Below are 14,199 nucleotides of genomic sequence, written 5' to 3'. Positions count from 1 at the left end.
CCCAGTAAAACTATGGATTTATTTAAAGACACCTGCCTGAAGTGCAGCAAGCTGATTACGGAGGCGTACAGCACGTCGTTTACGCTCGGTATCAAGACGCTGCACAGCAAATTCCACGACCCGATTTACGCCATCTATGGCTTTGTGCGCTGCGCCGACGAGATAGTGGACACCTTCCATGACTACGACAAGCGCAAGCTGCTCGACCAGTTCAGCCAACAGACCTTTGAGGCCATTGAGCAAGGCATCAGCCTGAACCCGGTGCTGCATGCTTTCCAGTGCGTGGTGAATGAGTACAAGATTGACCGTGCCTACATCGAGGCTTTCCTGAAGAGCATGGCCATGGATCTGGATGACCACGTGTACGACCCGGCCCTGTATAAAGAGTACATTTATGGCTCGGCGGAAGTAGTGGGGCTGATGTGCCTGAAAGTATTCTGCGAAGGCGACGAGGAGCAGTTTGAGCGGCTCAAAAAGCCGGCCTGCAGCCTGGGGGCGGCCTTCCAGAAAGTCAACTTCCTGCGCGACATGCAAAGCGACTTTAAGGACCGTGGCAGGGTGTATTTTCCGGCCGTGGACATCCAAACGTTTAACAATGTGTGCAAAGCGCAGATAGAGGCCGACATCGCCAAGGATTTTGAGGACGCCTACGCCGGCATACTCGCTTTGCCCCGCTCAGCGCGCATGGGCGTATACCTGGCCTATGTCTATTACCAGAAGCTTTTCCGGAAAATCAAAGGACTGCCGGCAACCCATATCTTAAATGAGCGCGTAAGAGTACCTGATAACACAAAGTTTGCCTTACTTTTGGGCTCCTATGTCAGGTACCAACTAAACGCCATTTAACCACGTGAAGAATAGCTTACCAATACTTTTCGTCTTCCTGTTTTTAAGTTTTACGGCGCTGGCCGATAAATCCAAAGATTACAAATTGTCCGTGCTGCGTGTGCAGTTTGTGGAGGCCAGCAAAGACAGCAAGGCCGGTCGCGATTTTCATAAACTGATGAGCAACTACGAGGACAACAATCCCGTGGTGCTGGCTTATAAGGCGGTTTCGGAGGCCATTATGGCCAAACACGTCTGGAATCCTTACATGAAGATGAAGCATCTGCAGAAGTCTTCTGAGATATTTGAAGAGGCGGTGCAGCTCGACGCTACGAGTCCCGAAATACGGTTTCTGCGCTTCACGGTAGAGCATTATGTGCCGCGCTACCTCAACCTAAGCAAAAACCTCGAAGACGACAAGGCCAGGATCATCGCCGGTCTGGAGCGTCACCCGAAATCCGGCCTGTCCAATGACATGGCCCGCGATATCCGGGCTTTTATGCTGACAAAGGACCATTGCACCGAACAAGAAAAACAACGACTCAAACGCATACCGATTTAATCCCAGATGCCACTATACCTGTACCTGAACATTTTCACCATTCTGTTTCCCCTGTTGCTCTCGTTCGACAGGAAAGTGACTTTTTACAAGAACTGGCCCTACCTGTGGCCGGCTATTATCATCAATGCGGTGCTGTTCATGATCTGGGACGAACTCTTCACCCAGGCAGGTATATGGGGCTTTAATCCGGAGTATCTAGTAGGTATCTATGTCTTTAACTTGCCGCTCGAAGAGGTGCTCTTCTTCATCACGGTGCCTTATGCCTGTGTGTTTATCTATGAATGCCTGAACGCTTACATTACCAAAGACCTGTTGCAGCCTTATGCTAAGGGGATCACCTTTGTGCTTATACCTGTGCTTTTGCTGTTGGCGGTCTTCAACCTGGAGAGACTCTATACCTCCATCACCTTTACGCTGCTGGCAGCTATGCTGGGCGTGCACTATTACTATTTCAAAACCCAAAAATTAGGGCGTTTCTATCTGGCCTACATCGTGCACCTGGTGCCGTTCCTGTTGGTGAACGGTGTGCTCACCTACCTGCCGATCGTTTGGTACAACAACAGTCACAACCTGGGTCTGCGAATCGTGTCTATACCTGTGGAGGATTCGATGTACTCCATGCTGATGCTGCTGCTCACGATTTCGATTTACGAGGGTTTAAAACAGCGCTTCGCCGTTAAACAATATCAACGCTTGGCTGTATAAAGGTATATGCGGAACCTTCAAGTCACGATCGATTCTAACTCAGGCTTTTGCTTCGGCGTGGTCTACGCCATCCAGATGGCCGAAGACCTGCTCGACGAGCAGGGGTATCTCTATTGTCTGGGCGATATCGTGCACAACGACGTGGAGGTGGAGCGCCTGCAGCAACGCGGCCTGCGCATCATCGATCACGCCCAGTTGCGGGAGCTGCGCGACGAGGCCGTTTTGATTCGCGCCCACGGCGAACCTCCCGCTACCTATCACGTGGCCATGCAGAATAACCTGACTTTGATTGACGCTTCCTGTCCGGTGGTGCTGAAGCTGCAGAACCGCATCAAGACATCCTACGACAAAGACGAGCGGATCTTCATCTATGGCAAGCACGGACACGCCGAGGTAATGGGCTTGCTGGGGCAGACGAGCAACAAGGCGGTGGTGTTCGAGAACCTGGACGAACTGATGCAGCACGAGCTGCCGTCTAAGATCACGCTCTACAGCCAGACCACCAAAAGCACCAACAGTTTCTACAACATCAAAGACACGCTCGAGCAAAAAGGCTACGAAGTAGACGCCAACGATACCATTTGCCGGCAGGTATCAAACCGTGACAAAGACCTGCGAAAGTTTGCCGCCCAATTCGATAAGATTATCTTCGTGTCGGGCACCAAGTCGAGCAACGGCAAAGTGCTCTACCAGGTATGCAAGGAAACCAATCCGGCCACTTACTTTGTCTCGAAGGTGGAAGAACTGCAGCCTTCGTGGTTTGCCGATGGCGACACGGTAGGGATTTGCGGCGCCACTTCCACGCCGATGTGGCTGATGGAGGAGGTGCGCGATATTCTGCTTCGGGAAGCGGTCTAGGCAGGTATAGCTACAGCGAAAGTTTTATTAGGTATAGCCAAAGCTAATCTGTGAAATGTAGGTATAGGGAAGGTCTATCCTGAGCTAAACCAGCAAGAGTAGGTATAGGCAAGGTATAGCCTTTCGGAAATCTATGGCAAAGACAATCAAACGAGATAACAGAGGTATAGCAGTGGCGGCCATTATCGTGGCCTGCTGGTTTGGCTTGCTCGTATACCTGCTGCGCATTCCAGTAGACTTTGCTTCGCCGCTGCCATACCTGTTCCTGTTGTTGCAAACGCACCTGTACACCGGTCTTTTCATTACCGCCCACGACGCCATGCACGGTGTAGCGGCTCCCGGCAGGCCCAAGCTTAACCGTTTGATCGGCACCGTCACCGCTTTTCTGTTCGCCTACAACTGGTACCCGCGGTTATTGCCGAAGCACCACCAGCACCACCGGCATGTCGCCACCGAGGAAGACCCGGATTATCACCACGGTTCCTTTTTCCCCTGGTACTACAGCTTTTTGAAAAACTACATCACCTGGTGGCAGATCGTACTGATGGCCATTACTTACAACGTGCTGCAGTTGTTTTTCCCGCTCGAGAATGTGGTGATGTTCTGGATGGTGCCCGCCATTTTGGCTACGTTTCAGTTGTTCTATTTCGGTACCTACCTGCCGCACCGCGGGGAACATACGCCTGAGAATAAGCATAAGTCCGGCACGCAGGCCAAGAACCACCTGTGGGCTTTTGTAAGCTGTTACTTCTTCGGCTACCACTACGAGCACCACGACAAACCCTACCTGCCTTGGTGGCAGCTGTATAAGGCGAAATCCTGAAGGATTTTTGACAAAGGACCGTGTGACAAAGGACAATAGACTTGAAAACTGTCAGGAATAAAACGGCCTGCCTCTGAAATTTCAGAGGCAGGCCGTTTTCAATTTCAGGAAAGGGATAGGTTTAGCAAGTCGACGAAAGCCAGGTTAAAAATCCTTTGTCTTTTGTCAAGCGGTCCATTGTCCTGAAGAAGCTTAGTGTGCGCCAGCTTCCTTGCGGCAGCAGTCATCCAGCTTGTTGTAGGCACGCGGCGTGGCGGGCTTGTCGTCCGCGTCGTAACCTGTGTCGTTCACGGCCTTGCGGATCTTGTCTTCGTTGGTTTTTTTCGGGTCATAAGACACGGTCAGCATTTTGGAGTCCACGTCCAGATTGGATTTTTTAACGCCTTTCTCGTATGCCATGGTTTTTTCCAGGCTCTTCTTACACATGCCGCATACGGCCGAGGTCTTGATCTGAACTGTCTTCTCATTGTTGTTCTGGGCTTGCACACTCAGCGTGGTGAAGAACATAACGAGGGCTAATCCAATGTTTCTGCAGGTTTTCATGTTGTAACTAATTGATTGATGAAATTTTATTTAAGTGATTGGGAATTTCTTGTTTAAGCCAAAAGCTTGCTGCAAATAATATACCGCTATTCAATTTTGAAGCGCAACCCGGCATAGATAACTCTGCCCGTGATCGGTCCCCACACCATGCTGGCGTCGAACTCAGAACCGAATGGATTGTCAGCTCCCCTGATGGCGTCCGGCTGGCGGAAGTTCAACAGGTTTTCGCCGCCGACATAGATTTCCCAGCGCTTGAAAGCCCGCGATACCTGCCCGTTCAAGGTATAGAAAGCGTCTGACTTCCGGACATTCGCTGCGCCACCATGGCCTTCCATGTAAGCCAGTGGCATCTGCCCGAAGTACTGCGTCGTCAGGTCGGCGCGCCACTTATCGAATGGGGTGGCAAAGCCGAGGTTCACGAAGAAGCGGTGCTGCGGAATCATAGGGCGTTGCTGCAGGCTACCGTCGTAAGTGGTCTGCACATCGAAGTACTTGTAGGCCGTTTTCACATCAAAGCCTTTCAGCACCTCGTACTGCAACTCCGCCTGGAAACTGCGCGAAAAGGAGCGACCCTGCAGGTTGTAGAAGGCCACCTGGCTGGCGCTGCTATACATGTCGGCTACTACCTGGTTCTGGAACGTAGTATAGTAGTAGTCAGTGATGAAAGCGCCCGGACGTCCGCCCAGCTCAAAGTACTGTGTAAAGGACCCGCCCACATTCCAGGCCTTCTCGGGCTCCAACTCTTCCCGGAAGGTAAAGGCGCGGTTACTAACCAAAGCCGCCGTGTTCTCGGCAATCGGGTTGGCTACCCGGAAGCCCTTGCCAGCCGCCACCCGGAAAATGGTGTTGGGCGTGAGGTCGTACTTCACGTTCAGGCGCGGGGTGAACACCGTGCCGTAGAGGTTATGGAAGTCGGTGCGGGCGCCAGCCACCACGGTCAGGTTGTCGGCGTTGTTGAAGATGTACTCCGCGAAAATACCCGGCACACGTTCTGTGCGTGCCAGCCTGGTTTGCTCCAGTCGCTCGGTATAGTCATCGTACAAAAAGCTGGCGCCCACCTTGTAGGTATGGCCTGTGTGCCCGATGATGGACTGGAAGATAAAGCGCAAATCGCCGGTGTTCTGTTCGCCGTTATACTGCCTGCGGCCATAAAGCGAGTTGAACTTGTGGTGCACGCCCGAAGAGATGAAGCCCAGGCTCTGGTAAGGCCTGCCTGGGAAAGTATAGGAGGTCTTGTTGTAGAAAGACAGGCGCTCTGTCTCAGACTCCGTTCCGTACCGTTGTGTGGGGCTCACGGGCTCATCCTTCGTGTAGTCCATCTGCCCGCCCAGTTTTGTCTCGCGCAGGGCATTGATGCCGAACTCCGACACCCAGGTATCGCCGTGCTTGTACTTCCACTTGTTGTACACGTTGTGGTGCGTGCCCAGTGCCAGGTCCATAAAGCCATCTTTGTTGCGGTCCACGCGGTTGCCCAGGTGATCGGAGTGCAGCATCAGCAGCGTGCTCCACTTCGGGCTCACCTGCGCCGATACGTTCAGGTTGGCATCGAACTTGGCCAGGCTGTTGCCATACACGTTGAAATACAGGCGCTCGGTCTTCTCCGGATCCCGCAGCTTCACGTTCACCTGCCCCGAAATTGACTCATACCCGTTCAGTACCGAGCCCATGCCTTTGATAATATCAATCGACTCGATGTAGGTGCCCGAAAGGTAATTGAGGCGGTAGGGAGTAGAGAGGCCGCGCAGGGCCGGCACATTGTCGGTGGTGAGCAAGGTATAGGAACCGTCCAGCCCCAGCATCTGGATCTGCTTGGCACCCGAAACGGCATCAGTAGTGGACACTTCCACGGAGGCATTGGTTTCAAAGCTTTCCGCCAGGTTGCAGCAGGCCGATTTCTCCAGGTCGCGGGTCGTGATGATCTGGGAGTTGGTAGGCGTGAGGGTGGAGTAGCGCGTCTGCTGGCCTTCGACCACCACCTCCTTAAGGGAGCCGGTGGAGGTTAGCATAACAGTAACAGTAGTTTTGCCGCTCACATCGATGGTGTCGGGCTTATACCCCAGATAGGAGACAATGATCTCAGGAGTGGCGGCATCGGCCAGCTGCAGCGTGAAGTTGCCGGCTGCGTCCGTGGAGGTGCCTTTGGTGGTGCCTTTCCAGACGGCGCTGGCCCCGATCAAGGGGGAGTTGGTGGTCTTGTCTACCACTTTGCCCGACAATTGCTGGGCGGCGGCAGGGTAAAGGATGCTTATAAAGAGCGCGAGCGTGCCGAAGATACGGTAAAACTGCTGCGCAGGTATAGAAAAGTACATAAATCGTAATCGCTTAAATTTTCAGAATGCAGGTATAGGCACAGGTATAAAAACCAGTGCTGGCAGAGGCAAACGGAAAGTCTAGACGATCAGGATGTGCAGGGAATGCAGCAGTTGGCGCCCGTAGAGCGGAGGGGAGCTGTCAGAATAGGTGAGAATGCGCTGGTCGGTGGCGACAGCCGGGGCCCAGGTGGCAAAAAGTGGCGTGAAAGTGACCGCAAAGAAAACTGGAAGCTCGAGCGCAAAACCCTTAAGCGAAGACACGGGCTCCAGCTTTTCGAAGGACAACGCTGTTGTGCAGCAATCGTCTTCATTGCTTTGCTGTTCTTTATGCTCCTGCATACCAGGCTTTTGACAGCAACTACCATCCTGCCCTTGCGCGGCCGTCATCTTCAGGCCGGTCATCAGGCACAGTTGCTCACTCAGGGCCACGCCAAAGGAGCCCAGCAAAATGCTCAGGGTCAGCAGCAGTAAAACCGTATGGCGGATGGTCTGATTCACAGCACAAATATAGGGATAATCCTCCCACTTTTACTACAAACTTTATCCACTCCCGGGATAGTGCCCCACTTTGTCCCACATTCTCCACTTCGTCCCACTTTTGCCAAAACCACGGTGGAGCAGGGCTCGGTTATACCTGTTTTCAAGTTTAAATAACTGTATTTCAGGAAGTTAAAATATAACCACTCTCGTATATTAACGAAAAGGCATATTTCCTGCAAATAAACTTATCCGCAAAATGAAGATCCAAAATGTGGATAATGTGGATAAGTGGGGTGGATAACCATAATTTATCCACAAAGTGGTAAAAAGTGGGAGATTGTGGTTGCGGTCTTTTGGTGAATCGTTACATTTGTATACTCCGAAAACTATACGGACTCAACTGTCATATACATGAACTTCCTGTCTGGCGAATACGAATGCAAGATCGATCCAAAGGGAAGGCTGGTTTTACCTGCAAAGATAAAAACCAACCTGCCGGAGGCGTCTGGCAATCATGTCGTGCTGACAAGAGGCTTTGAACCATGCCTTGTGCTCTACCCGAAATCTGAGTGGAAGACGATTTACGACAAGGTGGCGGGTCTGAACGAGTTCAATGAGGAGTACCGCCAGTTTCAGCGCAACTTCTTCCGTGGTAACACGGAGATCGAGCTGGACGGCACGGGGCGCTTCATTGTGCCCCGCACCATGGCCCGCTTCGCCGATCTGGAGAAAGAGGCAATTGTGGTGGGTCTGGGCAACCGTGTCGAGATCTGGAACCCGGACAGGTATGAAGACTTCCTGATCAAGGACCAGCAGAGTTTCTCGCAGCTGGCCGAGAAGTTTTTAGGAGATAAACCGGCGGAAGCGCCTATGCTATAATGGAGTACCACAAGCCAGTCATGCTGCAGGAATGCATCGACGCGCTGGAAATCAAACCAGACGGCGTGTATGTGGATGTGACGTTTGGAGGCGGCGGTCACTCCAGGGTAATCGCCAGCAAGCTGACAACAGGTCAGCTTTACTCGTTTGACCAGGACCGCGATGCGGAAGAGCAGTCGAAGAAGATCGACAGCCCGGCTTTCACTTTTGTGCGCGCCAATTTCCGGGACCTGAAAAAGTACCTGCGCCTGTACCGTGTGAAAGAAGTGGACGGCATTCTGGCGGATCTGGGTGTGTCATCGCACCAGTTCGACGAAGCCGAGCGCGGTTTTTCGACCCGTTTCGACGGACCGCTGGACATGCGCATGGATCCGGAGTCAGGTATACCGGCCAGTGAGGTGGTGAACACCTACAGCCAGGAGCAGCTGCACAAGATCTTCGGCATCTACGGCGAGGTAAAGAACGCCAAGACGCTGGCCGGCGTGATCGTGTCGCAACGGGCCCGACAGCCGATCGAGACAATCGGGGAGTTTAAACAAGCCATCAGCTCCTGTACCCCGCGTGGGAAGGAGAACAAATACCTGGCGCAAGTGTTTCAGGCGCTTCGCATCGAAGTGAACGACGAGCTGAAGGCGCTTGAGGAAATGCTGGAGCAGGCAGCCGAAGTGCTCAAGCCCGGCGGACGACTGGTGGTGATGTCCTACCACTCGCTCGAAGACCGGCTGGTGAAGAACTTCATCGCCAAGGGCAAGTTCTTCGGGGAGGTGGAGAAGGACCTGTTCGGGAACGAGAAAAAACCGCTCGATGCCGTCAGCCGCAAGCCGATAACAGCCTCCGAACAGGAATTGCTCGAAAACAGCCGCTCACGCAGCGCCAAACTAAGAATCGCAGAGAAGAGATAGCGAATGTGGAAATAGATTTAACAACAGTGTCGTAACCTAAACTTAACTATGGCTCCTAACCTTATGACTAAGACAGCTGCCGCACCCAAAGGCAACACGCTGCGCGTGAAGCACGAGGAGGAGGCAAAGGCAAAGCCGGAGGTAAAGGCTAGAAAGAAGGGGTTCAGCCTGTTCAAGTGGCTGGACAAATACACCAATGTTGATTTTCTGTTTCAGGAGGGCGTGCCAACCAAGTACCTGCCGCACGTGCTTTTCCTGACCGGCATTACGCTCTTTTACATCGGCAACACCCACTACGCCGAGAAGACCATCCGCAAAATAGCTAAGATCAAAGTAGAGACCGAGGACCTTCGGGCGGATTATACCACCCTGAAGTCTGATTATATGGGCGCCAGCAAGCAGTCTGAAGTGGCCCGCAATGTGGCACCGCTGGGCCTTGTTGAAAGTTCATCTCCACCTTATCAAGTAGAAGTAGCGGAAGATGAATATTAAGAAGTCCATCGTACTGCGTGTACGGATCGTGTTTTTGCTGGTATGTCTTTTTGCCTGCGCTATCCTGTACAAAATTGTGCAGATACAGGTGCTGGACGGTACCAAGTGGAAACAGATCTCGAAGGAGCGCCGCATCCGCTACCAGCCGGTGCCGGCTACCCGTGGCAATATCTACTCCGACAACGAGAGCATACTGGCCACGTCGCTGCCGTTTTACCGCGTGGCCTTTGACCCGGCCATTGCCCAGGCAGAGACCTTCAACACAGGTATAGATTCGCTGGCCATGCTGCTGTCGCGCTTCTACAAAGACCAGTCGCCGGAGCACTACCGCCGCAAGATCAAGAACGCACGGCATGCTGGCAGAAGGTATATAAGACTGAACAGCCGCCAGATCAACTACCAGGAAAAGAAGATGATGGCAAACTGGCCGATCTTCCGGGCAGGCAAGAACAAAGGCGGTGTGATTTTCGAGAAAGTAGAGAAGCGCTTCAAACCTTTCGGCATGCTGGCCGAGCGTACGATCGGTTTCATTAACGAGGATAAGAACGGCGCCGGTCTGGAGTTCAGCTTCAACGGCGATCTGGCGGGCACCGATGGGGAGGCCCTTTTCGAGCGTATAGCGGGCGGCAACAAACCGATCTACGATGGAACGGAAGTAGCCCCGCAGAACGGCTACGACATCAAGACCACCATCGACATCAACCTGCAGGATGTGGCGGAGAACGCCCTCTATAAGGCCTTGGTGGAGAAGAACGCCGACTACGGTTGCGTGATCCTGATGGAGGTAAAGACAGGCGAGATCAAGGCGATGGCCAACCTGGGTAAAACCAAGGGCGGTTACATCGAAGACTATAACTACGCGGTTGGTAACCAAGGACGTACGGAACCGGGCTCTACGTTTAAGCTGGCCTCAATGATGGCCCTGTTCGAGCATACCAACCTCGGACTGGCTGATACCGTGGACGCCGGCGACGGCAGGTACCGCATCAAAAACACGACCATGACCGACGTGAAAATCGGCGGGTACGGAAAGATTTCGGTACAGGATGTCTTTGAAAAATCGTCCAACATCGGTGTCGCGAAACTGATACAGGAGAACTTCGGTGACAACCAGCAGGCGTTTGTGGACTACCTGCACAAGTTCGGTTTGAGCAGCACGCTGGGTTTCCAGATGGACGGGGAGGCAAGACCTTACATCAAGAACACCAGCGATAAAACCTGGTACGGCACCACGCTCACCTCCATGTCAATTGGCTACGAGATGAAGCTGGCCCCGCTCCAGACACTGGCACTTTACAATGCCGTGGCAAACAATGGCGTGAAGGTGCAGCCGATTATCGTGAAGGAGATTCGCCGCGCCGACCAGGTCGTGCAAACTTTTCAGACGCGTGTGCTGAACGAGCGCATTGCTTCAGAGGAAACCATCAAAAAAGTGCGCACAATGCTGGAAGGTGTAATACAGAACGGTACCGCCAAAAATCTTCGCAGCGCTGACTATAAAATAGCCGGCAAAACCGGAACGGCGCGCAAAGTGAAGGACGGCAAGTACGTGCGACTGTACTCCACTTCGTTTGCAGGTTATTTCCCGGCCGACAACCCGAAGTACAGCTGCATTGTGATCATTGACAGCCCGCGAGGGGTGAACGTGTACGGCGGCGATGTGGCCGCACCGGTGTTTAAGGAGGTGGCTGACAAGGCCTATGCCCGCGACCTGGCCATGCACCAGCCACTGCGCGCCCGCGTGGTGCCGAACAAAGACAGCTTGCCGCAGGTGAAGGCCGGCAGCCTCGAGGACCTGAGTCTGATTATGAACAGAATCGGTGTCAGCAACCACTCCACGGCCACCAATGACGACGAGTGGGTGCGCGTGACACCGCAAATGCGCTCCCTGAAGTTTGAGCCAAACCCGGTAAGAGGCGGGCAGGTGCCGGATGTAACGGGTATGACGCTGCGCGATGCGCTCTTCATCCTGGGCAACCAGCACCTGAAAGTGAGTGTGGAAGGCACGGGCAAACGTGTAGTGAAGCAGTCAGTGCAGGCAGGTACTGAAATTAATAAAGAGACTAAAATTACGATTGTACTGAGCTAATGCAGCTACTCCAGGACATATTGAAAGACGTCACCGTGCTGGAAAGCCACGGCCCGCTGAACGTACAGGTTGAGTCGATCACGTTTGACTCGCGCCAGGTACGCGAAGGGGTGCTGTTCGTGGCCATGCGCGGCGTGCAGGTGGACGGACACGACTTCATGGCGAAAGCCGCGGAGGCGAAGGCCGTTGCCATTGTGTGCGAAGAGTTACCGGCAGAACGAGCCGGAAATGTTACCTATATCAAAGTTAAAAATAGCGGTCAGGCCCTGGGTTTGATGGCTGCTGCGTTTTACGGCCACCCGTCCAGAAAACTGAAACTGGTGGGCGTAACGGGCACCAACGGCAAGACCACTTCGGTGACTTTGCTGCACAAGCTGTTCCGTGAACTGGGCTACCATGTGGGCATGATCTCCACGGTGCAGAACCAGATTGACGAGGAGGTGATCCCGTCGACACATACCACACCGGATGCCGTGTCGCTGAATGCGCTGCTGGACAAAATGGTGAAGGCGGGTTGCGCTTACGCCTTCATGGAGGTGAGTTCGCATGCCATGGTGCAGCAGCGCGTGGCAGGTATAACATTTGCCGGGGGCGTGTTCACCAATATCACGCACGACCATTTGGACTATCACGGCACCTTCGACGAGTACATCAAAGCCAAGAAATCCTTCTTTGACATGCTGCCGGCCGGTGCTTTCGCGCTGATCAATGCTGACGACAAGCGTGGTCCGGTAATGGTGCAGAACACGAAAGCGGATGTGCGCTATTTCTCGCTTCGCAAGATAACCGATTTCAAGGCACGCCTGATCGATAATACCTTGCAAGGGCTGCATCTGGAGATAGACGGACACGAGATCTGGGCCAAACTGATCGGGGCGTTCAACGCTTACAACTTGCTGGGTGCCTATGGCGTGGCCGTGTTGCTGGAAGAAGATCCAATGGAAGCGCTGACAGTGCTTTCAAGCCTGAATACGGCGGCGGGTCGCTTCGACTACATCGTGTCGGAGACAGAACAGATCACAGGTATAGTGGACTATGCCCACACGCCGGACGCGTTGGAGAACGTGCTGAACACGATCCAGCAAATCCGGACGCCAGTGCAGAAGGTAATCACAGTGGTCGGCTGTGGCGGCAACCGCGACGCTACCAAGCGCCCGGTGATGGCGGACATCGCCTGCCGCCTGAGCGACAAGGTGATCCTGACATCCGACAATCCACGTTTCGAGGAGCCGCAGGCCATATTGGAGGACATGCAGAAAGGTGTGAAACCGTTGGATTTCAAGAAGACGTTGAGCGTGCTGGACAGGAGAGAGGCCATTCGCACGGCCTGCATGCTGGCCGGCAAGGAGGACATCATTCTGGTAGCGGGCAAAGGCCACGAGACTTACCAGGAGATAAAGGGGGTGAAATACCCCTTCGACGATAAACAGGTACTGCAGGGGACCCTGCAACAGCTTGGTAAATAAGCTATAAAGCAAACAAAAACAGGAACAGACGCTAGATTAAATGCTCTACCATCTCTTTACATACCTTGACCGTGAATACGACCTTTTGGGGGCGGGTGTATTCCAGTACATCTCGTTCAGGGCAGGTATGGCGACGCTTACGTCACTACTGATTGCGATGATATTCGGTGGACGACTGATCAACCTCCTGCAGCGCAAGCAGGTAGGCGAAAGCATTCGCGACCTTGGTCTGGAAGGCCAAATGGAGAAGAAAGGCACCCCAACCATGGGCGGCCTGATCATCCTGCTGGCTATCCTGGTGCCGACGCTTCTGTTCGCCCGTCTGGACAACATTTACATCCTGTTGATGATCGTTTCAACGATCTGGCTGGGGCTGATCGGCTTTCTGGACGACTACATCAAGGTGTTCAAAAAGAACAAAGAGGGGCTGGCCGGAAAATTTAAGGTACTGGGTCAGATTGGCTTAGGAATTATTGTGGGTTTGACCCTATACTTTAGTGACGATGTTGTCGTAAGACAGTACATTTTCACCGATGGCTCTACCTCTGCCGTGAACGCCACGAGCAAGTGGGTGGACATCAAATCCATGATTACAACCATTCCTTTCCGCAAAAATAACGAGCTCGACTACTGCAATCTGTTCTCTTTCGCGGGTCCGCTTTTCGCAGGCTGGTCGTGCTACCTGTACATCCCATTTGTGATCCTGGTGATCACGGCCGTATCCAACGGCGCCAACATCACCGACGGCATCGACGGACTGGCGGCCGGTACGTCAGCCATCATCGGGCTGACACTGGCGATCTTTGCGTGGATATCCGGTAACACCATTTTTGCGGACTACCTCGACATCATGTTCATCCCGAACTCAGGTGAGCTGACCATTTTTGCGCTGGCCTTTGTAGGAGCCTGCGTAGGTTTCCTGTGGTATAACTCGTATCCGGCCCAAGTGTTTATGGGCGATACAGGCAGTCTGGCCATTGGCGGAATCATCGCGGTGATGGCCCTGATCGTGCGCAAGGAATTGCTGATACCGATCCTGTGCGGCATTTTCCTGATCGAGAACCTGTCGGTGATGCTGCAGGTGAGCTACTTTAAGTATACCAAAAAGAAATACGGGGAAGGCCGACGCATCTTTAAGATGTCGCCGCTGCACCACCATTACCAGAAAAATGGCTACCACGAGTCCAAGATCGTTTCGCGCTTCTGGATCGTGGGCATCATGCTGGCGATTTTGACATTGGCAACCCTTAAACTGCGATAGGC

14 protein-coding genes are annotated in these 14,199 nt (G+C 53.3%); 11 read left to right on the top strand and 3 right to left on the bottom strand.

Features of this window, described 5'->3' with window-relative positions:
* The first annotated feature begins 12 nt into the window (after positions 1 to 12).
* From IEV97_RS04460 to IEV97_RS04440, 5 genes are all read left to right on the top strand, one after another.
* Positions 13 to 846 carry a phytoene/squalene synthase family protein gene (locus IEV97_RS04460; RefSeq protein WP_188500273.1) on the top strand — a complete coding sequence of 278 codons (834 nt, stop codon included), beginning with the start codon at positions 13 to 15 and terminating at the stop codon, positions 844 to 846.
* Positions 847 to 850: 4 nt separating this feature from the next.
* Positions 851 to 1,387: a hypothetical protein gene (locus IEV97_RS04455; protein ID WP_188500272.1), complete on the top strand. Its 537-nt coding sequence runs from the start codon at positions 851 to 853 to the stop codon at positions 1,385 to 1,387.
* Positions 1,388 to 1,393: 6 nt separating this feature from the next.
* Positions 1,394 to 2,092, top strand: a complete 699-nt coding sequence (locus IEV97_RS04450; RefSeq protein ID WP_188500271.1) for a lycopene cyclase domain-containing protein — start codon at positions 1,394 to 1,396, stop codon at positions 2,090 to 2,092.
* Positions 2,093 to 2,098: 6 nt separating this feature from the next.
* A complete protein-coding gene (locus tag IEV97_RS04445) occupies positions 2,099 to 2,950 on the top strand; it encodes a 4-hydroxy-3-methylbut-2-enyl diphosphate reductase (RefSeq protein WP_188500270.1) in 852 nt (283 codons plus the stop codon).
* 133 nt (positions 2,951 to 3,083) lie between these two features.
* Positions 3,084 to 3,773 carry a fatty acid desaturase gene (locus IEV97_RS04440; RefSeq protein WP_188500269.1) on the top strand — a complete coding sequence of 230 codons (690 nt, stop codon included), beginning with the start codon at positions 3,084 to 3,086 and terminating at the stop codon, positions 3,771 to 3,773.
* Between the two features lie 192 nt (positions 3,774 to 3,965).
* On the opposite strand, the gene IEV97_RS04435 is transcribed toward IEV97_RS04440, so the two are convergent.
* The 3 genes from IEV97_RS04435 to IEV97_RS04425 all read right to left on the bottom strand — a co-directional run bounded on the left by IEV97_RS04435 (position 3,966) and on the right by IEV97_RS04425 (position 7,126).
* Positions 3,966 to 4,316, bottom strand: coding sequence for a heavy-metal-associated domain-containing protein (locus tag IEV97_RS04435; RefSeq protein WP_188500268.1), 351 nt, complete (start codon positions 4,314 to 4,316; stop codon positions 3,966 to 3,968).
* Between the two features lie 86 nt (positions 4,317 to 4,402).
* Positions 4,403 to 6,625 carry a TonB-dependent receptor gene (locus IEV97_RS04430; protein ID WP_188500267.1) on the bottom strand — a complete coding sequence of 741 codons (2,223 nt, stop codon included), beginning with the start codon at positions 6,623 to 6,625 and terminating at the stop codon, positions 4,403 to 4,405.
* An 81-nt stretch (positions 6,626 to 6,706) separates the two neighbouring features.
* Positions 6,707 to 7,126 (bottom strand): HYC_CC_PP family protein, encoded by a 420-nt coding sequence (locus tag IEV97_RS04425; RefSeq protein ID WP_229733789.1) that lies wholly within the window; start codon positions 7,124 to 7,126, stop codon positions 6,707 to 6,709.
* Positions 7,127 to 7,519: 393 nt separating this feature from the next.
* Between IEV97_RS04425 and mraZ the strand changes: the two genes are divergently transcribed.
* The 6 genes from mraZ to mraY all read left to right on the top strand — a co-directional run bounded on the left by mraZ (position 7,520) and on the right by mraY (position 14,197).
* Positions 7,520 to 7,987, top strand: a complete 468-nt coding sequence (gene mraZ / locus IEV97_RS04420) for a division/cell wall cluster transcriptional repressor MraZ (protein ID WP_188500266.1) — start codon at positions 7,520 to 7,522, stop codon at positions 7,985 to 7,987.
* Entirely contained in the window at positions 7,987 to 8,889 is a 903-nt protein-coding gene (gene rsmH, locus IEV97_RS04415) for a 16S rRNA (cytosine(1402)-N(4))-methyltransferase RsmH (protein ID WP_188500265.1), read from the top strand. The genes mraZ and rsmH overlap by 1 nt, the downstream gene beginning before the upstream one ends.
* A 63-nt stretch (positions 8,890 to 8,952) precedes the next feature.
* Entirely contained in the window at positions 8,953 to 9,381 is a 429-nt protein-coding gene (locus IEV97_RS04410) for an FtsL-like putative cell division protein (protein ID WP_308419845.1), read from the top strand.
* Positions 9,371 to 11,470, top strand: coding sequence for a PASTA domain-containing penicillin-binding protein (locus tag IEV97_RS04405; protein ID WP_188500263.1), 2,100 nt, complete (start codon positions 9,371 to 9,373; stop codon positions 11,468 to 11,470). Before IEV97_RS04410 ends, IEV97_RS04405 begins: the two co-directional genes overlap by 11 nt.
* Complete coding sequence (locus tag IEV97_RS04400; RefSeq protein WP_188500262.1) at positions 11,470 to 12,936, top strand: UDP-N-acetylmuramoyl-L-alanyl-D-glutamate--2,6-diaminopimelate ligase; 1,467 nt, start codon at positions 11,470 to 11,472, stop codon at positions 12,934 to 12,936. The genes IEV97_RS04405 and IEV97_RS04400 overlap by 1 nt, the downstream gene beginning before the upstream one ends.
* A gap of 40 nt (positions 12,937 to 12,976) precedes the next feature.
* Positions 12,977 to 14,197: a phospho-N-acetylmuramoyl-pentapeptide-transferase gene (mraY, locus tag IEV97_RS04395; protein WP_188500261.1), complete on the top strand. Its 1,221-nt coding sequence runs from the start codon at positions 12,977 to 12,979 to the stop codon at positions 14,195 to 14,197.
* Positions 14,198 to 14,199 lie beyond the last annotated feature (2 nt).

Origin of the sequence: Pontibacter amylolyticus, from assembly GCF_014638845.1 — a bacterium.
In the GTDB taxonomy this organism is placed as follows: domain Bacteria; phylum Bacteroidota; class Bacteroidia; order Cytophagales; family Hymenobacteraceae; genus Pontibacter; species Pontibacter amylolyticus.
The sequence above is the reverse complement of the archived record's forward strand: the minus strand, read 5'-3'. Positions and strand labels throughout refer to the sequence as shown.

Bases quoted from the DNA above. Each gene is read 5' to 3' on its own strand.
- IEV97_RS04460 (WP_188500273.1), top strand. From the start codon at position 13: ATGGATTTATTTAAAGACACCTGCCTGAAGTGCAGCAAGCTGATTACG.
- IEV97_RS04450 (WP_188500271.1), top strand. From the start codon at position 1,394: ATGCCACTATACCTGTACCTGAACATTTTCACCATTCTGTTTCCCCTG.
- IEV97_RS04445 (WP_188500270.1), top strand. From the start codon at position 2,099: ATGCGGAACCTTCAAGTCACGATCGATTCTAACTCAGGCTTTTGCTTC.
- IEV97_RS04440 (WP_188500269.1), top strand. From the start codon at position 3,084: ATGGCAAAGACAATCAAACGAGATAACAGAGGTATAGCAGTGGCGGCC.
- IEV97_RS04435 (WP_188500268.1), bottom strand. From the start codon at position 4,316: ATGAAAACCTGCAGAAACATTGGATTAGCCCTCGTTATGTTCTTCACC.
- IEV97_RS04430 (WP_188500267.1), bottom strand. From the start codon at position 6,625: ATGTACTTTTCTATACCTGCGCAGCAGTTTTACCGTATCTTCGGCACG.
- mraZ (WP_188500266.1), top strand. From the start codon at position 7,520: ATGAACTTCCTGTCTGGCGAATACGAATGCAAGATCGATCCAAAGGGA.
- rsmH (WP_188500265.1), top strand. From the start codon at position 7,987: ATGGAGTACCACAAGCCAGTCATGCTGCAGGAATGCATCGACGCGCTG.
- IEV97_RS04410 (WP_308419845.1), top strand. From the start codon at position 8,953: ATGACTAAGACAGCTGCCGCACCCAAAGGCAACACGCTGCGCGTGAAG.
- IEV97_RS04405 (WP_188500263.1), top strand. From the start codon at position 9,371: ATGAATATTAAGAAGTCCATCGTACTGCGTGTACGGATCGTGTTTTTG.
- IEV97_RS04400 (WP_188500262.1), top strand. From the start codon at position 11,470: ATGCAGCTACTCCAGGACATATTGAAAGACGTCACCGTGCTGGAAAGC.
- mraY (WP_188500261.1), top strand. From the start codon at position 12,977: ATGCTCTACCATCTCTTTACATACCTTGACCGTGAATACGACCTTTTG.